Source organism: Streptomyces calidiresistens (genome assembly GCF_014141525.1).
GTDB lineage: Bacteria > Actinomycetota > Actinomycetes > Streptomycetales > Streptomycetaceae > Streptomyces > Streptomyces calidiresistens.
Genome location: NZ_VKHS01000010.1, coordinates 1 through 25,372, shown reverse-complemented (window position 1 = coordinate 25,372; position 25,372 = coordinate 1). Strand labels below are relative to the sequence as shown.

At 71.6% G+C, this 25,372-nt stretch carries 21 protein-coding genes, 1 pseudogene and 1 CRISPR repeat array; of the genes and pseudogenes, 9 read left to right on the top strand and 13 right to left on the bottom strand.

Translation table 11 applies throughout. From position 1 onward, the window contains the following. The 3 genes from FOE67_RS01255 to FOE67_RS01245 all read right to left on the bottom strand — a co-directional run. The coding region (locus FOE67_RS01255; RefSeq protein WP_182659862.1) for an acyltransferase family protein at positions 1 to 691 on the bottom strand (691 nt) is incomplete at its 3' end. A 359-nt stretch (positions 692 to 1,050) separates the two neighbouring features. Continuing rightward, positions 1,051 to 1,842 carry a coiled-coil domain-containing protein gene (locus FOE67_RS01250; protein ID WP_182659861.1) on the bottom strand — a complete coding sequence of 264 codons (792 nt, stop codon included), beginning with the start codon at positions 1,840 to 1,842 and terminating at the stop codon, positions 1,051 to 1,053. Positions 1,843 to 1,855: 13 nt separating this feature from the next. Further along, a complete protein-coding gene (locus tag FOE67_RS01245) occupies positions 1,856 to 3,697 on the bottom strand; it encodes a substrate-binding domain-containing protein (protein WP_182659860.1) in 1,842 nt (613 codons plus the stop codon). Between the two features lie 380 nt (positions 3,698 to 4,077). On the opposite strand from FOE67_RS01245, the gene FOE67_RS01240 reads away from it, so the two are divergent. After that, positions 4,078 to 4,296: a helix-hairpin-helix domain-containing protein gene (locus tag FOE67_RS01240; RefSeq protein WP_182659859.1), complete on the top strand. Its 219-nt coding sequence runs from the start codon at positions 4,078 to 4,080 to the stop codon at positions 4,294 to 4,296. Between the two features lie 29 nt (positions 4,297 to 4,325). On the opposite strand, the gene FOE67_RS01235 is transcribed toward FOE67_RS01240, so the two are convergent. Beyond that, the gene (locus FOE67_RS01235) at positions 4,326 to 4,952 is read right to left on the bottom strand and encodes a LysE/ArgO family amino acid transporter (RefSeq protein ID WP_182659858.1); all 627 of its coding nucleotides are present in this window, start codon (positions 4,950 to 4,952) and stop codon (positions 4,326 to 4,328) included. A 71-nt stretch (positions 4,953 to 5,023) separates the two neighbouring features. On the opposite strand from FOE67_RS01235, the gene FOE67_RS01230 reads away from it, so the two are divergent. The 5 genes from FOE67_RS01230 (at position 5,024) to FOE67_RS01210 (ending at position 10,314) form a co-directional block, all read left to right on the top strand. After that, on the top strand, positions 5,024 to 5,953 hold the full coding sequence (locus FOE67_RS01230; protein WP_182659857.1) for a LysR family transcriptional regulator ArgP: 930 nt from the start codon (positions 5,024 to 5,026) through the stop codon (positions 5,951 to 5,953). 44 nt (positions 5,954 to 5,997) lie between these two features. Next, a complete protein-coding gene (locus FOE67_RS01225; RefSeq protein WP_182659856.1) occupies positions 5,998 to 6,570 on the top strand; it encodes a YbaK/EbsC family protein in 573 nt (190 codons plus the stop codon). Between the two features lie 131 nt (positions 6,571 to 6,701). After that, positions 6,702 to 8,408, top strand: coding sequence for a PucR family transcriptional regulator (locus FOE67_RS01220; RefSeq protein ID WP_182659855.1), 1,707 nt, complete (start codon positions 6,702 to 6,704; stop codon positions 8,406 to 8,408). 213 nt (positions 8,409 to 8,621) lie between these two features. Further along, positions 8,622 to 9,902, top strand: a complete 1,281-nt coding sequence (locus FOE67_RS01215; protein ID WP_182659854.1) for a type III PLP-dependent enzyme domain-containing protein — start codon at positions 8,622 to 8,624, stop codon at positions 9,900 to 9,902. A gap of 169 nt (positions 9,903 to 10,071) precedes the next feature. Continuing rightward, complete coding sequence (locus FOE67_RS01210) at positions 10,072 to 10,314, top strand: hypothetical protein (protein WP_182659853.1); 243 nt, start codon at positions 10,072 to 10,074, stop codon at positions 10,312 to 10,314. A gap of 243 nt (positions 10,315 to 10,557) precedes the next feature. On the opposite strand, the gene FOE67_RS01205 is transcribed toward FOE67_RS01210, so the two are convergent. Together FOE67_RS01205 and FOE67_RS01200 are read right to left on the bottom strand one after the other, a co-directional pair. After that, the gene (locus FOE67_RS01205) at positions 10,558 to 11,880 is read right to left on the bottom strand and encodes an RICIN domain-containing protein (protein ID WP_323383993.1); all 1,323 of its coding nucleotides are present in this window, start codon (positions 11,878 to 11,880) and stop codon (positions 10,558 to 10,560) included. Between the two features lie 100 nt (positions 11,881 to 11,980). Next, positions 11,981 to 13,405, bottom strand: a complete 1,425-nt coding sequence (locus FOE67_RS01200) for an endo-1,4-beta-xylanase (protein ID WP_182659851.1) — start codon at positions 13,403 to 13,405, stop codon at positions 11,981 to 11,983. A 1,136-nt stretch (positions 13,406 to 14,541) separates the two neighbouring features. On the opposite strand from FOE67_RS01200, the gene FOE67_RS01195 reads away from it, so the two are divergent. Further along, complete coding sequence (locus FOE67_RS01195) at positions 14,542 to 16,029, top strand: non-reducing end alpha-L-arabinofuranosidase family hydrolase (RefSeq protein ID WP_182659850.1); 1,488 nt, start codon at positions 14,542 to 14,544, stop codon at positions 16,027 to 16,029. Positions 16,030 to 16,725: 696 nt separating this feature from the next. Here the strand turns inward: FOE67_RS01195 and FOE67_RS01190 are convergent. Continuing rightward, complete coding sequence (locus FOE67_RS01190) at positions 16,726 to 17,184, bottom strand: MarR family winged helix-turn-helix transcriptional regulator (RefSeq protein WP_182659849.1); 459 nt, start codon at positions 17,182 to 17,184, stop codon at positions 16,726 to 16,728. 61 nt (positions 17,185 to 17,245) lie between these two features. On the opposite strand from FOE67_RS01190, the gene FOE67_RS01185 reads away from it, so the two are divergent. Next, positions 17,246 to 17,614 carry a VOC family protein gene (locus tag FOE67_RS01185; protein WP_182659848.1) on the top strand — a complete coding sequence of 123 codons (369 nt, stop codon included), beginning with the start codon at positions 17,246 to 17,248 and terminating at the stop codon, positions 17,612 to 17,614. A gap of 705 nt (positions 17,615 to 18,319) precedes the next feature. After that, entirely contained in the window at positions 18,320 to 18,799 is a 480-nt protein-coding gene (locus tag FOE67_RS01180; RefSeq protein ID WP_182659847.1) for an HIT family protein, read from the top strand. Between the two features lie 210 nt (positions 18,800 to 19,009). Here the strand turns inward: FOE67_RS01180 and FOE67_RS01175 are convergent, their stop codons facing one another. The 6 genes and pseudogenes from FOE67_RS01175 to FOE67_RS01150 all read right to left on the bottom strand — a co-directional run. Next, positions 19,010 to 19,345: a helix-turn-helix domain-containing protein gene (locus tag FOE67_RS01175; protein WP_182659846.1), complete on the bottom strand. Its 336-nt coding sequence runs from the start codon at positions 19,343 to 19,345 to the stop codon at positions 19,010 to 19,012. Continuing rightward, complete coding sequence (locus FOE67_RS01170; RefSeq protein ID WP_182659845.1) at positions 19,342 to 19,713, bottom strand: type II toxin-antitoxin system RelE/ParE family toxin; 372 nt, start codon at positions 19,711 to 19,713, stop codon at positions 19,342 to 19,344. The genes FOE67_RS01175 and FOE67_RS01170 overlap by 4 nt, the downstream gene beginning before the upstream one ends. A gap of 503 nt (positions 19,714 to 20,216) precedes the next feature. Continuing rightward, a CRISPR array of direct repeats spans positions 20,217 to 22,872; the repeat unit is 29 nt; unit sequence GGGACCACCCCCGCAGGCGCGGGGAGCAC. A 116-nt stretch (positions 22,873 to 22,988) separates the two neighbouring features. Further along, on the bottom strand, positions 22,989 to 23,351 hold the full coding sequence (gene cas2e, locus FOE67_RS01165; RefSeq protein WP_182605858.1) for a type I-E CRISPR-associated endoribonuclease Cas2e: 363 nt from the start codon (positions 23,349 to 23,351) through the stop codon (positions 22,989 to 22,991). Then, positions 23,348 to 24,295, bottom strand: a complete 948-nt coding sequence (gene cas1e / locus FOE67_RS01160) for a type I-E CRISPR-associated endonuclease Cas1e (protein ID WP_182659844.1) — start codon at positions 24,293 to 24,295, stop codon at positions 23,348 to 23,350. The genes cas2e and cas1e overlap by 4 nt, the downstream gene beginning before the upstream one ends. 3 nt (positions 24,296 to 24,298) lie before the next feature. Next, the gene (cas6e, locus tag FOE67_RS01155; protein WP_182659843.1) at positions 24,299 to 25,015 is read right to left on the bottom strand and encodes a type I-E CRISPR-associated protein Cas6/Cse3/CasE; all 717 of its coding nucleotides are present in this window, start codon (positions 25,013 to 25,015) and stop codon (positions 24,299 to 24,301) included. After that, positions 25,015 to 25,372, bottom strand: a pseudogene (locus FOE67_RS01150) (type I-E CRISPR-associated protein Cas5/CasD); the annotation flags it as partial. The gene cas6e and the pseudogene FOE67_RS01150, both read right to left, overlap by 1 nt.

Below are 25,372 nucleotides of genomic sequence, written 5' to 3'. Positions count from 1 at the left end.
CGGCCAGCCCCGCCGCCACCCGCCGGTCGTCGAGCATCCCGTCCCGCCAGGCGAAACCGACCTGGTGGACGGCCAGCCACACCAGCAGATAGTTCACCAGGGTGATGTGGGGCACCCCGAGGAGCTGCTCGGCGGCGTCGGTCAGGGCCACCACGCCGACCAGCACGACGATCACCGTCCACCCCGCCCGCCGGTGCAGGGGATGCAGGATCGGGGTGAGCATGACGACGGCGAGGTACGCGGTGAGGAACCACAGAGGGATCGCCACCAGCCACACGGCGGTCTCCGTCACGTCCTCCGCCGCGCCCGCCAGGCGGGCCACGGGGGCGGCCACCGCGGCGAGGACGATCAGCACGGTCGTCGGGATCAGCAGTCGGTTGCCGCGGGTCAGCAACCAGCCCGCCGTGTCCACCCCGCGCCGCCGGTGCGAGTCCCACGAGGCACCGTTGGCGTAGCCGCCGACCAGGAAGAACAGCGGCATCACCTGGAAGACCCAGGTCACCGGATGGCTCCAGGTCAGCTCGCCCAGCACGCTGTACCCGTCGAGGTCCCCCGCCCCGTCGTAGGTCACGTTCACGACCAACCAGTGGCCCAGCACCACCGCCGTGATCGCCACGGCCCGCAACAGGTCGACGTACCGCTCCCGTTGCGGCGGCGTGCGCTCGGCCACCTCGCGGATACCCCGCAACACCCGACGCTCCCTCCGTCCTCACCCCACCGGGCGGGACCCGGTCGGTCCCCGCGCCGGGGCCGTGTCCTCCGGACCACGGCGGCGAGGGACCGTCGTCCCGCCGGAATTCCCGTGAACATACCCGGATCAACGGGATGAATCCCTGATCGCCATGCGGGCCCGGGCGGCCCGGGCGGTTCGTTCGGCGGGCCCGGGCCCCACCACCCGCGTGTCCCGGTCGATCGGGACCCGCCGCCCCGGGGCCCGGGCCCCGGGGCGGCGGGCCGGAAGCCGTTCACCGTGCGGCCGGGGGCCGGGGGCCGGGGGAGAGCCCGATCACGGGCGGGCACGACCGGCGGAAGCCCCCGCCGGCGCCCGCCTCACGCCCTTCCGTCCCGCCCCTCGTCCGAGGCGAGGTTCCGGGTGATCTCCTCCAGGCGGTCCAAGCCCGCCTGGACCGCCCGGAGTTCGGTGTCGACCGGACCGAGGTCGAGTTGCTCGTCGGGGACGTCCCCGGCCGCCCGGAGGGACACGATCGTGGCGCCGCGCTCGGCCGCGGCCTCCGCCCGCAGGGCGGTGGACTCCAGCGTCGCCAGCAGCAACGCGCGCAGTTCCTCACGGCGTTCGCGGGCGTCGGCGCGTTCGAGGGCGGCGCCGGCGGCCTCCTCCTTGGCCCGCCGCAGCGGTCCCCCCGGCAGGGCCGCGGCCTCCTCCGTGAGCCGCCGGTGCTCCCCGCGCAACCGCCGGGAGTCCGTGTCCCCGGATGCGGCGTCGATCACCGCCACCGCCCGGGCCCGGGCGTGGAGCCGATCGACGGCGGTGCGGACGTACTCGGCGGCCCCGGTCAGCGAGGGGACCGTCGCGGCGTGCCGGGTCAGGTCGTCGGCGGCGCTCGCCGCCCGGGTCAGCCAGGGCCGGACGTCCGCCGGGATCCCGGCGGACGGCGGCTCGGCGGCGGACCGACCGGTGGACCGACCGGCGGACCGGGTGAGCAGGGCGGTCCCGGCCGTCACCAGCCAGACCACCACCGCGATGCCCGCCCCGGCCACGAGGGCCGTCGGGCCGGTGCCACCGGCCACCAGGGCGACCGCGGCCCCGACCCCGCCGAACAGCACGGGAACGACGATGCCGCCCGGACCGGGGCCCGGGGTGGACCCGCGAGGGCTGCCCATGGTGCCGCTCCCCTCAGAAGTTGCTGATGACCGAGCGCATCACGTCGTCGATGGTGGCCGGGTCCCGGGCGTCGTACGCCTTGGTGCGGGAGGCGGCGGCGATCTCGCCGAGCGTGTCGAAGTCGGCCTGCTCGCTGAAGGCGATGGGGAAGATCCGCACGGCGCGCTCCAGCTCATCGGCGTCCACGTCCCGCAGCAGCGAGTCGAGGTCGTTGTCCCGGACGTACTCGTTGCGGCCGTCGGTGAGCACGACGACGGCGTTGATCCTTCCGGCCCCGAAGTCGTCCACCAGGGTCTGGTGCGCGGCCCGGACGGTGGAGTACAGGGCGGTGCCGCCGTCCGCGTGGAGTCCGGAGATGGCGTCGATCAGATCCCGGCGGCCCTCGCCCAGCGCCGTGGGCGGCAGCACCTCGCGGTAGGGGGCGTCGGGATGGGCCTCGGTCTCGGTGGAGAACGCCCACAGCCCCACCTCGTCCTCGTCGTGCAGCAGGTCGAGGGAGGAGATGGCGGCCTCCTTGGCCGCCTCCAGTCTCGTACGGCTGTCGCCCGCGGATTCGTTCATCGAGCCGGAGACGTCCATGACCAGCAGGACCCGGGCCTTCTTCCGCAGGTCGTCCCAGGCGTCGAGGATGCCGGTGAGCACACGGGGCGACGGGGGGTCGATGACCGACGGCCGGACGCCGGAAGGGACGGAGACGGTCTCGGCCAGGGCCTCGCCCGCGACCCCCAGGTGGTCGCGGAAACCGAGTTCGGCGAAGCGCCGCTGCTGCCCGTCCTCCAGCAGGAAGTCCCGGAAGTCCTCGGCGGCGGCCCGCTGCCCGGGGGAGGCGGAGGGGAGCACGACGAGGGGGTGATCCATCATCAGGGTGCCGTCCTCCGGGTGGATCGCCACCAACGGCTCCCGAGGGCGTCGCTCCTCCGTCATCTGCTGCGGATCGCCCGTGGGCGCACCCCGGTTGTAGAGGTGGACCAGCTGTTCCTGCACGAGGACGGCGCTGGCGTAGCTCATGGCGCGACCCTCGGTGTCGGCCTCGTAGAGGTTGGCCATGTAGAGGGTGGCGTCGTCGGAATAGTGCAGGACGCCGGCCTCCACCCCGGCGACGAACTCCCGCACCCCGGGGTCGTCGAGGTGCTCCGGGGAGAGGTCGCTGGAGAGGCCGGTGGCGGCGTAGAAGGCGGCGATGGTGGCGGCCAGGCCGGAGGTGGAGCTGTGCGGGTTGTCCTTGCCGAGCGCGAAGGGGCCCCACTCCGGCCGGCCGAGGGAGCCCCAGCCGTCGGGGGCCAGGCTGAGCGAGAGCACGTCCGACCAGCCGATCCCGGCGTCCGGCCATCCCATGGCCTCGGCCATCGGCCGGGGCATGGCGATGGTCAGCACGCTGGTGGTGATGGAGGTGGGCGGCCCGGTGTCCTCGGGGACCACATGGCCCCGGTCGGTCGCGGCGGCCCTCTCCCGCAGCAGGGCCGGCCACAGGGAGGAGGTGGGCGACCACACCTGCGGCTCGGGAGCGCCGACCCTCGCCTCGTCCCAACCCTCGGCGAGGGCCTGCATCGCGAGACCGGAGCTGGTGCCGGCGACGGTGACCTCCGCGCAGGCACGACCGGTGCCGTCCGCCCCCTCGTCCGCGCCCCCGTCCACGGGGAACTCGCGTCCCGAGGCGTTGTACATCTCGGCCAGTTCCGCGAGCAGGTCGTCCTTCTCGGTGGAGGAGCTCACCTGCAGGGAGAGGCAGTCGTCGCGCCCGCCGCCGGGCTTCACGACGAGGAAGACCACCAGGAGGCAGGCCAACCCGACCACGACCCCGAGGACCAGCGGTAACCGGCCCCGCGACTCCCCCCGCGTGCGATACGTCCCCATGCTTCCCCCCACCGCGCTGCGCGTCGGGTGCCGGGCGGCATCCGCCTTCAGGGTAGGAGTCCGCCAACTCGCTTTCCAGAGGCGTTCTTTCATGGGTTTGTCACAATGACGGCCGGGGCGGCGTCGGGAGTGGAGGCGGCCCCGGGAGGGGGTCGCCGGCGCGGCACCGGCGGTGATCGTCTCCGGCCGCGACCCGTCGACGCGGTATCGCCACGGACACCGGGTCGGGGACCGGAATGGCCTACGGTGGTAAGACGTTCTCCGCCGACCGGCCGGCGCACTTCCGGACGGGAGCGGGGCGGATCGGTGACGTGCCGGGGACCGCGAGGCACGTCCCCGCCGCCCCCGGGCACCCGGCGGACCGACCGGAAGCAGGCGCGATGGCGGACACACCCGATGTGCGCCCGGTGGGCGACCTCCCCGACGGGATCGGCAAAACCGCCGCCCGCGAACTCTCCCTCCACGGCATCACCAGCCTGGAACGGGTGGCGGAGCACTCCCGGAGGGAACTGTTGGCCATCCACGGCGTCGGCCCGAAGGCGGTCGCGATCCTCGGCGAGGCGCTCGCCGCCCGGGGCCTCGCCCACCGGGACTCCTGAACGCCGGCGCCCGGCGATCCGGGAACGGCTCACAGGGCGCGAACCACCAGCGAGATCCCCAGCGCGAACATGATCACGGCGATGACCCCGTCCACCACCCGCCAGGTGCCGGGACGGGACAGGACGCCGCCGAGCAGCCGGGCGCCGTAGCCGAGGCCGACGAACCACACCGCGCTGGCCACCATCGCGCCGACCCCGAAGACCCAGCGCAGCGGGCCCCGGTCGGCGGCGACCGAGCCGAGCAGCAACACCGTGTCCAGGTAGACGTGCGGGTTGAGCCAGGTCAGGGCCAGGCAGGTGAGCACCGCGGTGCGGACCGAACCGGTCGCGGCGCCGTCCGTCGTCAGCCCCCGGCCGGGGCCGGGCCGCAGGGCCCGGCGGGCGGCCAGGAGGCCGTAGCCGACCAGGAAGGCACCCCCGGCCAGGCCGACGACGGTCATGGCGGCGGGCCATGCCGTGATCAGCGTGCCGAGCCCGGCCACACCGAGCGCGATGAGCAGGGCGTCGGACACCGCGCAGAGGACCACCACGGGGAACACGGCCTGCCTCCGCACCCCCTGGCGCAGCACGAACGCGTTCTGCGCGCCGATGGCGACGATGAGGGACAACCCCGTGCCGAATCCGGCGGCGGCCGCCGAGAGGAACCCGATGCTCATGACGGTTGACGCTAGGCTCGACCCCGTCATGAAGTACAGCTGAATTTTCTCAAGGGACTTAAGCCATTGTGATGAGCGAGCTTCCCCGGGACCAGGTGCGCACCCTGCTGGCCGTCGTCGACGAGGGCACCTTCGACGCGGCGGCGGCGGCCCTGCACGTCACCCCCTCCGCGGTCAGCCAGCGGGTGAAGGCACTGGAACAGCGCACCGGACGGGTGCTGCTCACGCGGACGAAACCGGTCCGGCCCACCGAGTCCGGGCACGTGGTCCTGCGCCTGGCGCGCCGACTGGCCGCGCTGGAGGAGGAGGCCCGGCGGGAACTGGGCATCGCGGACGGCTCCGGGCCGGCCCGGCTGTCCGTCGCGGTGAACGCCGACTCCCTCGCCACCTGGTTCCTGCCGGCCCTGACACGCGTGGCGCGGGACGGGCGGGTCTGTCTGGAACTGCACCGGGAGGACGAGGCACACACCGCCACCCTGCTGCGCGAGGGGCGGGTGATGGCCGCGGTGACGTCCATGGCGGAACCGGTGGCGGGCTGCACGGTCCGACCGCTCGGGCTGGCCCGCTACCTCGCGGTCGCCAGTCCCGGGTTCGCGGCACGCCACCTCTCGGACGGCCCGCCGGAGAGCCGCCTTGCGGACGCGCCGGTGGTCGTCTTCGACCGACGCGACGAGATGCAGGACCGGTTCGTCCGCGCCCTGGCGCCGGAACGGCCCGGTGCCGGCCCGCACCGGAACCACGTCCCCACCTCGGAGGGCTTCTGCGCGATGGTGGCCGCCGGCCTCGGCTGGGGCCTGGTACCCGAGGTCCAGGCGGAACCCCTGCTGCGGTCCGGCGCGCTCACCCGCATCGCCCCGGACCGCCCCTGGGACGTGCCGCTGTACTGGCAACAGTGGAGGCTCGAGGTCCCGGCCCTCGCCCTCGTGGCCGAGGCGGTCGCCGACACCGCCGCCGACTTCCTCCTCCCCCCGACGCCACGAAAGTCCCCGGGCCGGGGGTGAGGCCACCGGGGCGCCGGCCCCGGGGCCCTCGTTACACTCCGCCCATGACCGGCCCCGCGCGTCCGCCCTTCGGGAACTTCGACACCGTCCACCCGGCCCTGGAGGTCACCGACCTCCTCCCGGCCCCGGTGGCCGCAGCCCTGAAGCACCCGGACGCCCGGGAAACCGCCGCATCCGTGCTGTACGTGGACACCGACCCGGACAAGGCCGACACGGCGGCGTTCTGCGAGACCTACGACGCACCGCTGGAGGCGTCCGCCAACTGCGTGGTGGTGGCCGCCAAACGCGGCGGTGAGACCACCCTCGCCGCCTGCCTGGGCCTCGCGCACACACGCATCGACGTCAACCGGGCCGTTCGCAAGCACCTGGGGGCCCGCAAGGCGTCGTTCGCCGCCATGGAGACGGCCGTGGCCGAGACCGGCATGGAGTACGGCGGCATCACCCCGATCGGGCTCCCCGGCGGCTGGCCCCTCCTGATCGACGAGGCGGTCGTCGCCACCCCGTACGTCCTGATCGGGAGCGGTCGGCGCCGGGGCAAGCTGATCCTGCCCGGCAGCGCCCTGGCCCTGCTCCCCGGCGCCGAGGTGCTCGCGGACCTCTGCACTCCCGTCCCGTAGAGCACCCCGCCGGCGAACACCCCTGACAACCGGCCCGCGGAGGACCCGGCCGCTCCGTCGACCCGGGTGGTGACGCCCGTTTCCACAAGACCACCCGGACCCGGGGCGACAACTCCTATACTCCCGGTCACATGTCACGCCGGCACGAGGGGGACCGGATGGCGCGGAACGGCTTACCCGGGCAGGGGGAGGACGGCTCGGGGCCGACGCTGGAGAAGCTGCTGTCGGTCATGGGCGCCGGGGCACTGGAGGTGTGCGTGGCCCCGGCCGGCCGGGAGAGCGTGGTCGAGGGGGTGACGGTCCTGGACCCCCTGGACCCGGGGCCGTCACCGGGCCACCTGGTGCTGGCGGTGGGCATCGACCCGCACTCGGCCGCCGCCGTCGATGTCGTGCGCGATGTCGCCGCCTCGGGCACGGTGGCGGTGGTCTTCGGGCCGGGGCGGACGGGCAGGCCGGGCAGGACCCCCGACGCCCTGCGGATCGCGGCCGAGGAGACCGGTATCGCGTTGCTCTTCCGGACGGCATGGTTCGACTGGTCGCGGTTGGTCGGAGCGCTGCGGGCGGGACTGGTCCTGTCCGGGGCCCCCGCCGATCCGTCATTGGCGGCGGTTCCCCCGGGCGACCTGAACGGACTGGCCGACACGGTGTCCTCGCTGGTCGGCGGCGCGGTGACGATCGAGGACGTGGAGTCCCGGGTCCTGGCGTACTCGTCCACGGGGGAGGATGTCGACGAACTGCGCCGGCTGACCATCCTCGGTCGCCGGGTACCGGAGTGGCGGATCGCCGCGATGCGGGAGGCGGGATTCTTCCGGACGCTGTGGAGCACCGGCGAGGTCATCCACCGGCCGGCCCACGGAGAGAACCCCGAGCGCCTGGTGGTGGCTGTCCGGGCGGGCGGGGAGGCCCTGGGGTCGATCTGGGTGGCGGCCACGGGAACACCCTTCGCGCCGCACGCCTCCGACGCGCTCCGGTCCGCGGCACGGGTGGCCGCCGTCCACCTGGTCCACCACCGGTCGTACCCCTCGCACGCCCGGCTCGTCGAGGACGCGGCACGGGCGCTGCTGGACGGGCGGGGGTCCGCCACCGTGCTCGCCGAACGCGCCGAACTCCCGGTGCGCGGCCACTGCGCCGTGATGGCGGTCCGTCCCGGCACCCCCGACAGGGGGGACGGGACCGGACAGCTGCGCGGTCTTCTGGCGGTGCACTGCGGCGCCCGGGGCCACCGGGCGGTGGTCCTGCCGGTGGACGGCGGTGCCCTGGTGCTGCTGGGCGCCCTGCACGAGAACGGGCAGCGGGCGGTCGATCAGGTCTCCCGCCTGGGGGAGTCGCTGATCCGGCAGGTGACCGCCGCGTTCGGGCCGGGCGCGGGAATCGGCTTGGGCCCGGTGGTCGAGGGCCTGGCGGAGCTGCCCGGGTCCCACCGGTCGGCGGAGGAGGCGCTGAGAGCCCTGATGACCCCGGGAGAGGAACGCGGTGTCGCGTTCGCGAGCGCCGTCGCGGAGCGGGTGGCACTGAACCGCATCACGGACGCGCTGACGGGGCTGGATCTGCCGCCGGAGACCCCGGTGGCACGGCTGGTGGCGTTCGACGCCGGCCCCGGCGGGGGCACCATGGTGCGCACCCTCCGGGCCTACCTCGACCACTTCGGTCACGTGCCGGCCACCGCCCGGGCGCTGGGGGTGCACGCGAACAGCCTGCGGCACCGGATCGTCCGGCTCACCGAGGTGTCCGGGCTCGACCTGCACGATCCGGAGGCCCGACTGCTCGCCCACCTGCAACTGCGCCTGCTCGACGGCGACGGCGACGGTGGTGGTGCCGTCACCCGCCGGAGGACGTGAGCCCCGTACGCGGCCACGACGGAAGGCCGCCCTTTTCGTGCCGCGGCACGACAGCGGCGGTGCCGGCGAACGGGCTTCGCACCACCGCGAGGGAAACGCGGCGGAACACCGGAATCCTCCACGAAGACGCCCGCACCCCCGGGACGGGATTCTGGTGTTCCGCCCGACGGCATCCGCCGGCGGGCGACACCCTCGGCTCGGGGAAGGTGCGCGATGAGTGGTTTCGACAGGGCGGAACGGCGTGGACGAATTCTGCGGGCGGCCGTACGACAGGAACTCCTGGACCCCGAAGCGGCCGTGCTGGCGGGGTTCATCGACCTCGACGGTGTCCACGAGACCGTCACCTCGTTGCACGATGCGTTCCCCGACCCGCTTCCGGTCCTGCACGCCTTCGCGGCCAAGGCGAACTGTCTGGTTCCCGTCCTGGAGGAACTGCGCCTGAGCGGCATGGGCTGCGAGGTCGCCAGTGCCGGGGAACTCGCCCGGGCGCTGGAGGCGGGTTTCGCACCCGAGCGGATCGTCTTCGACTCACCGGCCAAGACCCGGGCGGAACTGGACCGGGCGCTGGACCTCGGCATCGCGGTGAACGTCGACAGCTTCCAGGAACTCGCGAGACTGGACGGGATGTGGGCCGCCCACCGCTCCGCCTCGCGGATCGGCGTGCGCGTCAACCCGCAGGTGGGAGCCGGCTCGATCACCGCGATGAGCACGGCCACCGCGACGTCCAAGTTCGGCATCCCCCTGGAGGACGAGGGGAACCGGGAACGGCTGCTTCGGGCCTACCGGGACCGTCCCTGGCTCACCCGGGTGCATGCGCACGTCGGCTCGCAGGGCTGTCCCCCGGGCCTGATGGCCCGGGGCGTGGCGAAGGCCGTGGAGTTCGCCGAGGAGGTCAACGACCATCTCGGCCGCCGGCAGGTGACCGGCATCGACATCGGGGGAGGGCTGCCGGTCGATTTCACCGGCGACGAGACGGCTCCCGGCTTCGACACCTACGTCGGCCACCTGCGCGAGCACGCGCCGGCCCTCTTCTCGGGCGCGTACGAGATCATCACGGAATTCGGCCGTTCGGTCATGGCGAAGAACGGTTTCATCGCCGCCCACGTCGAGTACACCAAGACCGTCGGGGGCCGGCCCATCGCGATCACCCACGCCGGCGCGCAGGTCGCCACGCGGACCGCCTTCGCCCCCGAGGCGTGGCCGCTGCGGGTCGAGGCGCACGACGCCGACGGCCGACCCAAGCGGAGCCGAGCCGTGGCCCAGGACATCGCGGGTCCGTGCTGCTTCGCCGGTGACCTGCTGGCACGCGACTACACGCTGCCCCTCCTCGACCCGGGCGACATCGTCGTCGTCCCGGACACCGGGGCCTACTACTTCTCCACCCACTTCCACTACAACAGCCTGCCCGAACCGGCCGTTCACGGTGCCCGGATCGATGCCGACGGCCGGGTCGTCTTCCGCCTGCTCCGCCCCGCGCGGGCCGCACACCCGTAACCGGACCGGACCGGGGGGCGGACCCCGGTTCCCGACACATCCGAACCCCGACGTGACCCCACCGGACCACCGGCCGGGACCACCCGGAGGGGGTGGGGAGCGGTCGCGGCGGGAGCGCCCGACTGGGCGGGGACAACGACAAGGTGGGGAAAGGCAGGTGCGAAGCGCAATGAAAGGACGACGCGCCCGGGCGGGGCGTGCCGGGGAGGGAACGGCGGCTCCGGAGCACCGGGGGGTCATCGGCCGACGGCCGGCCGCCGCCCGGACGCGCCGCGACCGGGCGGCACGCCGTTGCGCGCGGTGGATCCTCCGGCGCCGAAGCCTCGCCGCCGACCAGTTCCTCCGCGGCGCGTGCTACGGAGCGGGCACGGCCCTGGTGGGGTTGCTGGTGGTACTGGTCCAGTCCCGTTGACACCCGGACGGGCCCGCTCCGCCGGATACCGGCGGAGCGCGCCCGCGCCCCCTGCCGGGGAGGCACCGGGCTTTCGGCGGACCCGTGGCCGCCGTCCGGCCGGGACCGTCGCCGTCGGCGACGGTCCCGGCCGGCTGCCGGGGCCGCTGTGGGCCGTGGTCGACCGCCCCGACGGGGAGGCATCGGGCACGGCGCCCGGGGCCACAAGGGCACCAGCGGTCGGCCGGACCCCACTCCGGCGTGTCAGTTGAACTGTGCGAAGAACCTCCAGATCTCCGACTTGGTCCAGGTGGCGACTCCGCTTTCGTTGGTGGAGCCGTCGACCGGAGCCGGTATGTGGCCCCCGTCGAACGCGGCCCACTGGACCGGGTACCCGGCACGGCAGCCCGAGTAGGTGGTGGTGATGTGTGTTCGGCTGCCCCGCGCGGGCTCGCGCGGGCTCTGGGTGGTGCAGCCGTTGTTGCCGACGAACCTGTCGCGCAGGGACCGTCCCTGCCCGATGGTGAGGACGGAGTCGTCGATGCCGTGGATTCCGAAGTAGGCGATGGGCTGGTTGCCGCCGCTGCACCCACTGATCTGGCCGCCGGCGATGACCGCGACGGCCCTGAATTCGTTCGCCCGGGCGCATGCGAGGGCGTAGCTCATGCCGCCGCCCCAGCTGAATCCCGTGGCGAAACGCTGTGTCGGGTTGACGCAGAGGCCGCCCTCGATGTGCCGGATCATGTTGTCGACGAAGGTGACGTCCTCACCGCCGGGGTTGGCCCAGCCGTTGTCGAGGCCCTGGGGGGCGACGAGGATCGCGGTGTTGTTCGACTGTTCCTGCTGGCCGTAGTAGGCCCAGGCGGTCCCGCTGCTTCCGCCCGAGGCGACCTCGGCGGCGGTCCCACCTCGCCAGTGGAACGCGAAGATCAGCCGGTAGGGGCGGTTGCTGTCGTAGTTGTCGGGAACCCTGAGGATGAAGCTGCGGTTCTTGCCGCCGCTCTGGATCGTGTGCGTGCCGCTCCTCAGCCCCGGGGCGTTGCCGCATCCGCCCTGGCCACCGGACGACAGCTTGATCATCTGCCATTGCTGGTGGGCGCCGCCCCGGTCGGCGTACTGGACGACGCTGCCGCCGTCGGCGGTGGAGGCGCCCTGCACCTCCACCGCCTTGCCACTGTTGCGGTTGATCAGCCGGACGTGGCCCGCGTCGGAGTCGACCAGGCGGAACTGCTGGTTGGCCCCGTTGTGGTCGGTCCACTGCTGGAGCGCGGCGCCGTCGGCGGTCGAGGCGTTGGGGACGTCGAGAACCTTGTCCGAATGCCGGGCCTGGAGCCGGTAGAAGCCGTTGCCGGAGTCCACGAACCGCCACTGCTGGTTGTTTCCGTCGTGGCGCGTCCACTGCTGGAGCGCGGCGCCGTCGGCGGTCGAGACGCCGGCGACGTCCAGTGCCTTGCCGCTGTGGCGATTGACCAGGACGTACCAGGCGCCCGTGTCCACCGCCGCGGCCGCGGCGGGCGCCGGCTGTGCCCGGGCGGGCACGGTCATCACCGAGGTGAGCAGGCCGGTCACCAGGACCGCCGTCAGCACGGCGGTGAACCGGGACCACCACCGAGGTCCGCCCGGGCGGGCGGGGAGAGCCCTGCCGTGGGTCTTCATCGGGTCACTCCTTTGTCGGCGGCGGGCCCCATCAGGTCACGCTCCAGCGCTGGTTGTCGCCGTTCCAGCAGGAGTAGAGCTGGAGCTGGGCGCCGTTGCCGGAGCCCGCGGCGTCGAGGCAGAGGCCGGACTGGACGCCGACGATGGTGCCGTTGGAGTTCACGCGCCACTTCTGGTTGTCGCCGCCCCAGCAGCTGTAGATCTGGACTATGGCGCCGTTGCCGGTGCCACCGGCGTCCAGGCACTTGTTGCCGTAGACCCTGAGCTCACCGGCGGCGGTGCGCGTCCACTGCTGGTTGGTGCCGTTGTGGCAGTCCCACAGGTGGACCCGGGTGCCGTCGGCGGTGGCGGAGTTGGGCACGTCCAGGCAGCGACCCGAACCGATGCCCCTGATCTGCCCGCCCGGAGGAGGGGGCGTGGAGGAGCCGCCGTTGAGCGCGTTGAGGACCGCGTCGTAGGCCGGCTTCTTGCTGCCGTTGTTGTTGAACAGCAGCGGCGTGTGGTGCGATCGCCAGGAGTCGGAGTCGCGCACACCCCAGACGGTGATGCCGAGGCAGCGCGCGACGGCCAGGCAGTCGTTGACCACGTTGGCGTAGGTCGTGGGCGAGGCGCCCTGGATGTCGAGTTCGGTGACGGACACGTCGACGCCGAGGGCGGCGAAACTCTGCAGGGTGGTGCGGAAGTTGCTGTTGTAGGGGTTGCCCTCGTTGAAGTGCGCCTGGAAGCCGACGCAGTCGATCGGCACGCCGCGCTGCTTGAAGTCCCGGACCATGGCGTACATGGCCTGGGTTTTGGCCGCGTTCCAGTTCTCGACGTTGTAGTCGTTGTAGCAGAGCTTGGCGTTCGGGTCGGCGGCGCGCGCGGTGCGGAAGGCGACCTCGATCCAGTCGTTGCCGGTGCGCTGCAGGTTGGAGTCGCGCCGGGCCCCCGAACCGCCGTCGGCGAAGGCCTCGTTCACGACGTCCCACTCGGCGATCTTGCCCCTGTAGTGCCTCATCACGCCGTTGATGTGGTCGATCATCGCCTGGCGCAGCGCGGTGCCGCTGAGGTTCTGCATCCAGCCGGGCTGCTGGGAGTGCCAGGCCAGGGTGTGGCCGCGCACCTGCTTGCCGTTCTGCACCGCCCAGTTGTAGACGCGGTCGGCGGCGGTGAAGTTGAACTGGCCACGCTGGGGTTGGGTGGCGTCGATCTTCATCTCGTTCTCGGCCGTCACCGAGTTGAACTCGCGGTTCGCGATCGTCAGGTACGTCGAGTCGTTCATCCTGTTCGCGGCGATGGCGACACCGAAGTAGCGACCGCTCTGCGCCGCCGCGGCGCCGAGCGTGCTCTCGGCGGCCTGGGCGCTCGGCGGCACGACCAGTGCGCTGAGCACTGCGAGGGCGCCGACGAGCAGGGCTGTCAGCAGACTGCGGAACCTCCGGCGGACGCCGGGTGGGGATATGGCATACGAGCCCATGACTGTGCCTCCAGGGTGGACATCACGGAAGGATCGAAGTGCGGCGGAAGGCGTCGTCCGCTCACGGCCGGCGGGCGGACGGGGCGGACCGGAATCCGGGCATGACGGGATCACCGGACACCATGGGCGCGCGAAGGGCGGCGGATTCGGCGGGGACGGTGGGCGTTGTCGGCGCCGGGTCGTGGCGGACGACCACGGCCGCGCGTACCGGACGCGGGGCCGTGGCGGGGTTTCGACAGAGGCATGGGGGTACTCCATCGCGGCTCAACCGGGGGACCGTCACGCGGCGTCGCGTACCTCTCCACCTGTGCGAAGAGCCGGGATGCGCCGGCGCGAACCTCACCGGATCGGAAACGGGGTGGCGCGGGTGCTGTGGTGCGCGGTTCTGCCGTGCGGCAGGGACCGCTCGGGGCACATGGTTCGAAATTTCGAACCATGACCGCCTCCTCAGACAGGGAGACTGAGGGATTGACGGTGGATCGTCAACTCCCTGTGCACAGGAGAATTTCCGTGTCTTGTTCGAAACTTTCCGGGAGCCCGGCGAGTCGGACGGGGAACCACCGGCCCCCCGCCGCGTCGCCCTCGGCGGATGCCGCGGGGCCGGGCCCCGGCGAAGAGCTCGAACCAGCACGTCGGTGACCTCGTGCGACCCCGGGGCGGCGGGGTTCGTGTTCCGGCCGGCAGCGCGAGGTCGATTACCGACCGGGGTCGGACGTGCTCGCTCGAGCCCGGAGGAGAGGCGCTGTTTATGGACAGATCGGCGTCAGACCTTGACCGAGGGGTCCCCCGTTTCTAGCTTGTGGCGTCAAGGAGTCCGTGAAGTTTCGCAAGATTTGCGGTAACCGACCGTTCCCACGCCGAAAGTCTCCATGGCCACCCCACGGACGCCCGGGGATTCACCGGCGTGACGGCCTCCCGGCGGTAGCCGTCACAACCGGCCGTCAGTCGGGGTGGTTTGAAGGCCGGAGGCATCTCTCGTCCCGCTCCACGGCGAAGTGCTCCGGTTCGAGAGCCCGGCGCACCACCCCTTCGGCACACGCGGCCGTCTTCACACCTCTCCCGTCCCCGACCCCGGGGCGGCCGTTCCGCGGTTCATCGGGGTCGCCTCACCCCCACCCCAGAAAGGGAGGCCTCTGATGTCGTTTCGCCCTCCTTCCCCACCTCGCACGAAACGTCTGCTCCGCACGAAACGCCTGACCGCCGTCCTAGCGCCCCTCCTGCTCGTGGCCACCTTCCTCGGAGCCCAGCCCGCCGCCGCGGCGACCGTCGACACCAACGCCTCGTACGTGCTGGTCAACCGCAACAGCGGCAAAGCCCTGGACGTCCACAACCTGGCCACCAACGACGGCGCCCGCATCACCCAGTGGACCAGGAACGATCAGGCCCAGCAGCAGTGGCAGTTCGTCGACTCCGGTAACGGCTACTACCGCATCAGGTCCCGCCACTCCGGCAAGGTCCTGGACGTCCACAACTGGTCCACCGCGAACGGCGGCTCGATCGTCCAGTGGACCGACCTGAACGCCGCCAACCAGCAGTGGCGACTGGTCGACAGCCCGGATGGCCACGTGAGGCTCATCTCGCGCCACAGCAACAAGGCCCTCGAAGTACAGGGCGGCTCCACCGCCGACAACGCGAACATCGTCCAGTACGACGACTGGGGCGGCGCCAACCAGCAGTGGCGGCTCGTCAGGGTCGGCACCGGCGGCAACCCCGGCCCGTGCGCTCTTCCCTCGACATACCGCTGGTCATCAACGGGCCCGCTGGCGCAGCCCAGGTCGGGGTGGGTCTCGCTCAAGGACTTCACCGTCGTGCCCTACAACGGCCGGCACCTCGTCTACGCGACGACGCACGACACGGGGACGCGCTGGGGCTCGATGAACTTCAGCCTGTTCAGCAACTGGTCGGAGATGGCCTCGGCCAACCAGAACGCGATGTCCTCTTCCACCGTCGCGCCCACGCTCTTCTACTTCGCGCCGAAGAACATCTGGGTGCTCGCCTATCAATGGGGCAGGACCTCCTTCTCCTACCGGACCTCGACCGACCCCACCAACCCGAACGGCTGGTCGGCCGAGCAGGAGCTCTTCTCCGGAAGCATCTCCAACTCCCCGACCGGACCCATCGACCAGACGCTCATCGCCGATGACACGCACATGTACCTGTTCTTCGCCGGTGACAACGGGAGGATCTACCGGGCCAGCATGCCGATCGGGAACTTCCCGAGCAGCTTCGGCTCGAACTCGACAGTGATCATGAGCGATACGACGAACAACCTGTTCGAAGCCCCGCAGGTCTACAAGCTGCAGGGCCAGAACCGCTACCTCATGATCGTCGAGGCGATCGGCTCGCAGGGCCGCTACTTCCGCTCCTTCACCGCCACCAGTCTGAACGGCTCGTGGACGCCCCAGGCCGTGACCGAGAGCAACCCCTTCGCCGGCAAGGCCAACAGCGGCGCCACCTGGACCAACGACATCAGCCACGGTGAACTGCTCCGCACCAGCCCCGACCAGACCATGACCATCGACCCCTGCAACCTGCAGTTCCTCTACCAGGGACGCAGCCCCAACTCCGGCGGCGACTACGGCCTCCTCCCCTACCGTCCGGGCCTGCTGACACTGCAGCGCTGACGGCGTGACACCGGTCCGGCTCCGACACGGAGCCGGACCGGCGGGCCCGGCGGGCTCGGTGGAAGGCCGGGCCCGCCGGGTCACGCGACACCGTCGGGACCCATGCCACGACGGAGCGCGGGGCCGGACACCGCTCACCGGTCCGAGGGCCGTCCCGCTCGAGAAGGTCTCCGGCTGCCGATCGACCCTCGGCGTCACACGGTCGCACCCGCGGCCGCACACCTCCGACGACCGGGTGGGCCCTCCCGCTCCGGGGAGCGCTTCCCGGAGCACGCAGAGGGCACGACGGCCGTCGAGAGGTCCGGACAACGAGGAACCCCCGGGTCGTGGGCCCGGGGGTTCTGCGTGGAGCGGGCGCCGGGGATCGAACCCGCTCCCCTCACCCGGGACTCACCGACGCTTCGGCGCGGAAACCCGTGCTGATCTGCTGAAACGATCTCCTCCCCACCTGGCCCGACGCCGTCCCGACGGGTCCGTGAACACCGCTGTCGACCGGTTGGCTTCAACGGTTCGGGTTGGCCCCATTCTCCGGCTCGAGGTGGCCCCGGCTTCCGGGCCGAGGCGGCCCCGGCTCACAACCGGCTCATCGCGGGGGTGGGTGCACCCGGGGTCCGTCGGCTTCCGAGGTCACGACAAGGGGTTCGGGCTCGGCTGCGCTCCTGCCCGAGCGTGACGAGACGTGCGCCGCGGCACGAGCTACGCACCCTCGTTGTCGCCACGCAGGGAATGGGTCATGCTCTGCAGGATCCGGAAGGCTTCCGACTGCTCGGTCTCTGTCAGGCCGGCCAGCATCCGGGCCTCGACGGACCGGACGGCTGCGCTCGCCTTCTCGAGGCTTCGTTGGCCGCGAGGCGTGAGCCGCGCGGGAAGCACCTTCCCGACGGGTGCCTCCGCGGGCCTGGTCACGTAGCCGTCTCGTTCCAGGGTCTGGAGCAGCGCGTTCATCGTCTGGCGTGTCACGAACGCGCCCCTCGCAAGCTCGGAGTTCGACAAGCCGGGCCGTTGCGCCAGCAGCTCGAGGCAGGCGTAGTGCGTCACGCTCATCCCGAGCGGCCGCAGCACTTTCTCCATGGCCGCACGGAGGGCGCTCGACGCTTCTTTGAGCAGGTAGCCCAGCGACGTCTCCAGGTCGACGCCGACACCTTCTTGACTCATGTCAGTATTCTGACATAGATTCGCATGTCAGAATACTGACACGGCAACGAGGAGCGTTACCATGCCCGCCACCGGCCCCGACTTCATCTCGCTCCAAGTGCGCGACCTCGACGCTTCACAGGCGTTCTACGAGCAGTACCTGGGCCTCGTCCGCTCGCCGGCCGGACCCCCGCACGCCGTCGTCTTCGAGACGAAGCCGATCGCGTTCGCACTCCGCGACGTCATTCCCGGCACCGACCTCGCATCCGTTGCCCGGCCCGGCATCGGTGTCGCGATCTGGCTCCACGCCACCGACGTCCAGGCCATCCACGACGCGCTCGTCGCCGACGGTCACACCATCGTCTCCGCACCGATCGACGGCCCCTTCGGTCGGACCTTCACCTTCACCGACCCCGACGGCTACCACGTCACGCTCCACGACCGCGCTTGATCGACCAGGCGTCACCGGACGATTCCATGCGAACACGTTCGGCTGGGCGAGTCACTGCGAAGGGTTGGCCCACGAGGGAGCATCAGGGCCGCTCTCCGGTGAACGGTGACCTCCTGTCGGCTCCGGGCGAGTGATGTGCCGAACCTCGGGGTGGACGCTGCCGCCGAAACCCAAGGTGTCCATTCATCCCCGGCGGATGGGGCCGCCCCCGCAGGCGCGGGCGCCACGGTTGTGGCGGGCGTTTCGGCTCCCGCTCGTTGCCCGTGGACCCGGGCCGCGCGGATCGCTCCACGGAGAGCCTCACCGGGGACCACGAAACCCCACCGGGCGGGGCTGTACGAGGCCTCGGTGGAGTGGACAACGCAGAACCCCCGGGTCGTGGGCCCGGGGGTTCTGCGTGGAGCGGGCGCCGGGGATCGAACTCGCGCCCCTCGCTTGGGAATCACCGACGCTTCCGCACGGAAAACCGCTCTGATCTGCGGAAACACCTTCCTCCCCGGCTGGCCCGGAGGAACCGTGAACACCGCTGTTGACCGGTGTTGCCCGCTCCGAAGGGCACGGATGGGGCACGGCCATCGAGCCCCGGTCGTCTTCGGGGGCCCGAGGAAGGGCACGAGCGTTTACGAGAGCCCCGGGGCCTCCTGTCGATGGAGCGGGTCTCTACGCGAACAGCGATTCTCAATCGTCGGCTTGTAGGTTCTGGATATGGCTGGTGATTGGCGGGTGGATCGGATCGGGGCCGCGCTGAGGGGTGAGAACCCGACTGTGCTGCGACGGTTGACGGCGGGGTTCGCGGTGATCGGGGATGTTCAGTTCCTGCCGGGCTACTCGGTTCTGCTCGTGGATGAGCTGGAGGTGCAGCGGCTGTCGGACCTGCCGAGGGCGAAGCGGCTGGCGTTCCTGTCCGACATGGACCGGCTCGGTGAAGCGGTCGAGCGTGTCTGCCGGCGGCTGGACCCGGCCTTCCTGCGGGTCAACCTGGAGATCCTGGGAAATACGGACCCGTTCCTGCACGCGCACGTCTGGCCGCGGTTCGCGTGGGAGCCCGCCGATGTGGTGGGTGCCCCGGTGTGGCTTCATCCGCGTGAACGGTGGAGCGAGGAGCGGTCCGGGCTCGGTCCGCAGCATGACGCACTGCGGGAGGCGATCGGCGACGAACTGGACCGGCTGCGCTCGTCGACCTGACGCACACCGGGCACGATCACACGAGGACGGGGAGATCAACAGAGGAGGGTGTGTCTCATCCTCAGAAGTAGCTGGGGAGATTCGAGAGGCACCATCATTGGCGACCGGCTGACCATCACAACGGCGAGCAGGAACTGGCGGCGCCGCCGAGCACTACGGTGCGCGAACGACTGGCGCTGCCCGGATGCCGATGCGTCCAGGGCCTGTGGCCTACGCGGCGTGAGTGTCCGTTCCGCGCAGGATGTACAGGTCGTCACCGAAGACGGCGGAGATCTGGATCCGGCCGCCAAGAGCGGCGACATAGCGGGCGATGGCCTCCACGGTGGAGACCTCTCCGCGCTCGATCTGCGAGATCCGGCTCTTGGTCACGCCCATCAGTTCCGCGACGTCGCTCTGCGTCAGGCCAAGAGACTTGCGACGCTCGGCAAGCCGATGCCCGTCGATGTACGCCTGGTTGCGCTTGCGGGCCTCGGCCACAGCCTCTTCGCCGCCGGCACCCGCAACAACCTCGGCACGTACATCGCTCCACTTGGGAAACTTCTTCATTGCTGTCCCTCCTCGGCTTCGCGTTCCTTCACGTACTCGACGTACAGCTCTTCCGCGCGTGAAATCGCCTGGCGGTACCAGGTCGACCAGTTCCCCGATTTGTCACCGCCCACCAGCAGGATCGCCGAACGCCACGGGTCGAAGACGAACAGGAGGCGGATCTCGGAGCGGCCTGCGGAGCCGGGGCGTAGTTCCTTGAGGTTGTGGACCTGCGACCCTTCGAGCCGATCAACGAGCGGGCGGCCCAGGCCGGGGCCACCTTCCGCAAGCCGGTCGATGGCATCCACGACCTGCGCCTTCGATTTCTCGTCCAAGGCGTTGATCCAGGCGAGGATCTCATCGGTGACGCGGATCTCCCACTCCTCCATGCAGGAAGTGTAGCAAATTCTCTACTTTTGATGGATCCCCGGCGCCGGCGGCGGCCACATGTCCGGTGACGACCATCTGCCGACGGGCGGCCTGCTTCTACTGGACGCTCAGGTTCATTGCCAGCGGTCCCTTGCTCCTGCACGGCTGTCGTTCGCCGAGGACGAAGAGTGCTGCCAGACGATTCTGCCGCGAAAGTCCTGGCAGGCTCGGACACAACGAAGCCCCGGGTCGGGGTTAGGTCCCTGACCCGGGGCTTTGCAGTGGAGCGGGCGACGAGAATCGAACTCGCGCTCTGAGCTTGGGAATCACCGACGCTTCCGCACGGAAAGCCGCCCTGATCTGCGGAAACGCCTTCCTGTCCGCCCGTCCCGGAGGCTCCGTGAACACCGCTGTTGACCGGTGTTGCCCGCTCCGAAGGGCACGGATGGGGCACGCCTGCCACCGCTCGGCCCCGTGTCCGGCGCAGGAACACGGAGCGAGCAACGATCTCGCATGCCTATCCGAAAACACCCCCGCAGGCGCGGGGAGCACTCGCGGCGCATCTCGACCAGGCCGTACTGGACGGGACCACCCCCGCAGTCGCGGGGAGCGCGAGATGGACGAGCACGACGGGCGGCTGGGCCTGGGACCACCCCCGCAGGCGCGGGGAGCACCAAATCCACACCGGGCCGGAGGAGCACGACGGGGGACCACCCCCGCAGGCGCGGGGAGCACGCGAGCTGCGTCACGCCGCGCGTGACGTGGATGGGACCACCCCCGCAGGCGCGGGGAGCACGAGCACGGCCTCGGGGTGTGCCCGGTGGTGCGGGGACCACCCCCGCAGGCGCGGGGAGCACCGCACCGCCGACATCACCGTCTCGGAGCTGGAGGGACCACCCCCGCAGGCGCGGGGAGCACCCGTGACCGGCCGGGACCCAAGGGCAGCACCCGGGACCACCCCCGCAGGCGCGGGGAGCACCGCCCCGTCCGGGGCGACCACGGGGCGGCTGGCGGACCACCCCCGCAGGCGCGGGGAGCACCCGATGCCGAATCCCCCGCCGGGCACGATGTCGGGACCACCCCCGCAGGCGCGGGGAGCACCCCGAGAGGGTGGGGGCCGTTGTCACACTCCAGGGACCACCCCCGCAGGCGTGGGGAGCACGCTGTCGGCGGCCTCCGTCAACGAGGCCAGCCAGGGACCACCCCCGCAGGCACGGGGAGCACCTCTACAGCGACAGCGACGTGACGGTGCAGGAGGGACCACCCCCGCAGGCGCGGGGAGCACGTGAGGAGGTTGTCCATGGTGGTCAGCCGATCGGGACCACCCCCGCAGGCGCGGGGAGCACCCATCCGCCGCGTGCCCCGCGAACGCCGTCGGGGGACCACCCCCGCAGGCGCGGGGAGCACCCACGGTCGCGTCGGTGGGGTGGGCTTATGGCGGGACCACCCCCGCAGGCGCGGGGAGCACGCGGCGGCGTCGGCGGTGCGTACGGCGCACTCGGGACCACCCCCGCAGGCGCGGGGAGCACCGCAGGTGGTTGGAGAACACGCGGATGTCCTCGGGACCACCCCCGCAGGCGCGGGGAGCACGCTCAAGCACGTTCCGTTCGATGGTCTGGATGGGGACCACCCCCGCAGGCGCGGGGAGCACCTAGATCAAATCTTTCTCGATCACACGGAGGAAGGACCACCCCCGCAGGCGCGGGGAGCACGACCGCGGCGATGGTGTCGGCCGGCATGTACCGGGGACCACCCCCGCAGGCGCGGGGAGCACACGTCGCGATCCTCTGGGGCCCGACCTGTTCAGGGACCACCCCCGCAGGCGCGGGGAGCACGGCCGAAGAGATGGCCGCGATTCGGATGGAGGGGGACCACCCCCGCAGGCGCGGGGAGCACAGCTCCGTGGGGCTCACGTCCCCGGCGATCCAGGGACCACCCCCGCAGGCGCGGGGAGCACGATTTCCGGAAATCGGTGTGCACTCGTGTTGAGGGACCACCCCCGCAGGCGCGGGGAGCACTCGCGGGTGCACCGGCGCAGTACCTCGTGCAGGGGACCACCCCAGCAGGCGCGGGGAGCACTCAAGTCGGCCCGGGGCGGCAGCATGACGCCTTGGACCACCCCCGCAGGCGCGGGGAGCACATTTCGGGGTCACTTGGGAAAGAAACAACAGAGGGACCACCCCCGCAGGCGCGGGGAGCACCGATCTGACGACCGGGGAGACCACTGCGGAGGAGGGACCACCCCCGCAGGCGCGGGGAGCACGACGGCTACGCGCGGATGTGGCTGCGCCCGGAGGGACCACCCCCGCAGGCGCGGGGAGCACTCCCACCACAGATCAGGCGCTTTTCACAGGGTGGGACCACCCCCGCAGGCGCGGGGAGCACCAGCGGATCGGAGTCCTTGCCGTACCGGTTGAGGGACCACCCCCGCAGGCGCGGGGAGCACTTCAGCCAGTTGTCGATCGGCTGCCCGAGGTTGGGACCACCCCCGCAGGCGCGGGGAGCACCGTCGAACCGCAGGCACCAGGCCGTCAGATCGAGGGACCACCCCCGCAGGCGCGGGGAGCACGACGAGACGGGCACGTGGACCGAGGCGAACAAGGGACCACCCCCGCAGGCGCGGGGAGCACCGGCCTGATCGCGTTCCTTCCGGTCCTGCTCGGGGACCACCCCCGCAGGCGCGGGGAGCACAGTCCTCAAGGTCCCCGCGACGGGCGGACCCCGGGACCACCCCCGCAGGCGCGGGGAGCACACCTGGGCCGACCTCGCCCGCGCATTCGCCCCGGGACCACCCCCGCAGGCGCGGGGAGCACCTCGGCGCGGCCCCGCTCACCCTCAGCCAGTCGGGACCACCCCCGCAGGCGCGGGGAGCACACCCCCGAGCAGATGCGGATGATGCACGCCCTGGGACCACCCCCGCAGGCGCGGGGAGCACCACCACGAGGTCGGCCGTGCGCTCCGTCGCGAGGGACCACCCCCGCAGGCGCGGGGAGCACGATCGAACATCCCCGGTGTACGATCCGCACATGGGACCACCCCCGCAGGCGCGGGGAGCACAGACCTTCGGACATCAGCTGACTCACGGCGGAGGGACCACCCCCGCAGGCGCGGGGAGCACGCCGCGTGGGCGTCCCGGGCAGAGCTGGAGGAGGGACCACCCCCGCAGGCGCGGGGAGCACAGGAGCCGACCTGCGTCTTTATCCCGCCGGGAGCCTGTTTTTACTCACTAGCAGAGATTCCGACATAAGGTGCAATCCTGGTCTTTCGCTCGAAAGGTGGAGCCGGTTTCCCGACCCTACCGGTTCCCGAAGCGCCGTCGTTTGGCCGCTTTGCTCCAGCCCTGGCGCGGGGGGTTCGGGGCGCGTGTCTCTCCGGTGGGCCGTCCGGCACTCGGGCGGTGGATCAAGGTCAGACCCTCGTGGTCGATGGGGTGCCAGGCGTGGTCGTGGCTCTCGAAGGTGAAGCCCTGTTCGTTGTTGGTCTGGTAGGCGAGCAGGGCCCGTCCCTTTCCCGAGTACTGGCGGACCTCGGCCCACAGGATGTCCCGTACGCGGGCCGAGGGGGCGCCCAGGAAGACCCCGGGGGAGATCTCCAGCAGCCAACGGGTGAGGAACCCGCGCAGGCCGCTGGGGCAGTTGGCGAGGATGATGACGGTCACCAGATGGGTTCCTCACCGTGGTTGCGCCCGCTTTCGACGTGGAGGTCCCCGTCGCCCAGCAGGGTCACCCGGTCCGGGGAGTCCCCCGTATCGCGGGTTCCGTCGTAACCGAGCAGGTTCCTGATGTCCTTCACGCAGCGGTCGAGGAGACCGGTCTGGTTGATGCGGTCCCGCAGCGCCCTTCGGGTGCGGGTGGCCACGTCCTCGGTGCCCTCCGCCGCCGCGTCGAAGGCGGCGGGGATCGCCACGTCGGTCTTGTAGAGGTCGGCCACGTCCAGGACGAAGGAGCGTTCGTGGCCGGAGTGCACGAACCCCAGTCCCGGCGAGCAGCCCAGGGCGGTGACCACGGCGTGCGCGATGCCGTACATGCACTGGGCGGCGGCCGTCACCCCCTGGTTCGGTGCGTCCCCGGCGGAGAAGTCGTCGCGGTTGTACTCGCGGCGACGCCAGGGCACGCCGGTGCGGGCCGATTCCCGGCGGTAGCACTCCTTGAGGCGGCGGCCCTCCCTGCTGAGGAGGTCCTGGCGGGTGCAGCCGGCCGGGTCCTCGTCGGGGAAACGCAGGCGGTACATGGCCCGCGCCACCTCCAGGCGGGTGCGGCGGTTCGCCCACGCCGTGGCCTGCGCCTCGACCAGCCCGGAGGAGCGGGTCAGGGCCCGGCCGCCGGCGTAGAAGCGCACGCCCTGCTCGCCGACCCACACGACTCCGGCGCCGCACTCGCCGAGGACGGACATGGCCTGGTGGGTCACCCGGGTGCCGGGGCCCAGCAGGAGGGTGCCGATGGTGGCGGACGGTATGTGGGTCACCCCGTCGGCGTCCGTGGCGGTGATCGCGTTGTCCTCGCGGTGGACGGTGCACCGTTCCAGGTAGACGAACGAGACCCGATCGCCGATCCGGGTGAGGTCACGGGGTGATGAGGTGCTTCTGCGGCTGACGGTGCTCATCGCTCACCGCACCGGGGCGAGGGTCATCAGGCCGCACCCGTACGCCTTGGACTTGCCCAGTCCGTGGGTGAGGGTGCGGCGGAAGGCGTCGATGTCGGTGATGCGCAGGTGGCCGTCGAAGGTGACGCAGACGAAGCGGACATCGTGTCGCGGGGTGTTCTCGCCCCGCTTGCGGAACCGGAGGGGGGACTTGGTGTGCGCGATCACCTCGTGCTCGTCCCCGTGCTCGGTCAGTCGTTGGTCGGCCGGTTTCCGGGTGACCTCGAAACCGGCCCGCTCCTGGCGCTGCAGCAGCCAGCGCACCTGGTGCTCCGGGGTCAGGTGTGCGGTCCGCTTCGTCTTGACCTCGCGGGTTTCCCCCGGTTTACGGGTGTGGTGAACGGGGTTCGCCGTGAGCCGGAACGCCCAGGTGTCACCCGTCGTGAGTCTGTCCAGGAACTCGCCGTAGGCGAAGGTCGTCCATCCCGGTTCCTCGATTGTGGGCCAGCCGGCCTGTTCGACGAGGTGCGTCAGGTCGGGGCGGGTGGGGCTGACCAAGAACAGGTCGGCCCGCCCCGACGTGTGGTGGTCCACCCGCCACAGCACCCGGGGTCCTTCGCCGTCCCGGGGTGGGAGTTCGGGGAAGGCCATGTTCACGGCGCCGTGCATGAAGTGGGGTGATCCGAGAAGCCGACGTGCCCCGGTGCGGGCGGTGTTGATGCGGAAACGCGTCAGGTACATCAGGAAGTCCTCGGGAGGCTCTCCGTCGCGCTGCCGGTGGGCGGATCGACGGGACGGAGGGCAGCGGTCGGATCGTGGCGTGGAGGGGCGTCGGTTTGTCCGGTGAGGACGCCCCGCAGGGCGTACTGCCGGTGGCGCGGGTCGAAGCTGACGGGCTTGTCCCGCAGGGACAGGTGCGGGGTCTGGTCCGGCGGGCAGTCGAGCAGCAGGTTCAGCGACTCGGGGCCGTCCGGGCCGCCCCCGTACCCCGCCGTTCGTGCGAGCTGCTCGACGTACCACTTGGACGCCTGCCACTCGGCTCCGCGCAGGGCCTCCTCCAGGGAGACGCCCTCCAGCGGCTCTCCCATGTCCAGGGGG

Bases quoted from the DNA above. Each gene is read 5' to 3' on its own strand.
- FOE67_RS01250 (WP_182659861.1), bottom strand. From the start codon at position 1,842: ATGGGCAGCCCTCGCGGGTCCACCCCGGGCCCCGGTCCGGGCGGCATC.
- FOE67_RS01245 (WP_182659860.1), bottom strand. From the start codon at position 3,697: ATGGGGACGTATCGCACGCGGGGGGAGTCGCGGGGCCGGTTACCGCTG.
- FOE67_RS01240 (WP_182659859.1), top strand. From the start codon at position 4,078: ATGGCGGACACACCCGATGTGCGCCCGGTGGGCGACCTCCCCGACGGG.
- FOE67_RS01235 (WP_182659858.1), bottom strand. From the start codon at position 4,952: ATGAGCATCGGGTTCCTCTCGGCGGCCGCCGCCGGATTCGGCACGGGG.
- FOE67_RS01230 (WP_182659857.1), top strand. From the start codon at position 5,024: ATGAGCGAGCTTCCCCGGGACCAGGTGCGCACCCTGCTGGCCGTCGTC.
- FOE67_RS01225 (WP_182659856.1), top strand. From the start codon at position 5,998: ATGACCGGCCCCGCGCGTCCGCCCTTCGGGAACTTCGACACCGTCCAC.
- FOE67_RS01220 (WP_182659855.1), top strand. From the start codon at position 6,702: ATGTCACGCCGGCACGAGGGGGACCGGATGGCGCGGAACGGCTTACCC.
- FOE67_RS01215 (WP_182659854.1), top strand. From the start codon at position 8,622: ATGAGTGGTTTCGACAGGGCGGAACGGCGTGGACGAATTCTGCGGGCG.
- FOE67_RS01210 (WP_182659853.1), top strand. From the start codon at position 10,072: ATGAAAGGACGACGCGCCCGGGCGGGGCGTGCCGGGGAGGGAACGGCG.
- FOE67_RS01200 (WP_182659851.1), bottom strand. From the start codon at position 13,405: ATGGGCTCGTATGCCATATCCCCACCCGGCGTCCGCCGGAGGTTCCGC.
- FOE67_RS01195 (WP_182659850.1), top strand. From the start codon at position 14,542: ATGTCGTTTCGCCCTCCTTCCCCACCTCGCACGAAACGTCTGCTCCGC.
- FOE67_RS01190 (WP_182659849.1), bottom strand. From the start codon at position 17,184: ATGAGTCAAGAAGGTGTCGGCGTCGACCTGGAGACGTCGCTGGGCTAC.
- FOE67_RS01185 (WP_182659848.1), top strand. From the start codon at position 17,246: ATGCCCGCCACCGGCCCCGACTTCATCTCGCTCCAAGTGCGCGACCTC.
- FOE67_RS01180 (WP_182659847.1), top strand. From the start codon at position 18,320: ATGGCTGGTGATTGGCGGGTGGATCGGATCGGGGCCGCGCTGAGGGGT.
- FOE67_RS01175 (WP_182659846.1), bottom strand. From the start codon at position 19,345: ATGAAGAAGTTTCCCAAGTGGAGCGATGTACGTGCCGAGGTTGTTGCG.
- FOE67_RS01170 (WP_182659845.1), bottom strand. From the start codon at position 19,713: ATGGAGGAGTGGGAGATCCGCGTCACCGATGAGATCCTCGCCTGGATC.
- cas1e (WP_182659844.1), bottom strand. From the start codon at position 24,295: ATGAGCACCGTCAGCCGCAGAAGCACCTCATCACCCCGTGACCTCACC.
- cas6e (WP_182659843.1), bottom strand. From the start codon at position 25,015: ATGTACCTGACGCGTTTCCGCATCAACACCGCCCGCACCGGGGCACGT.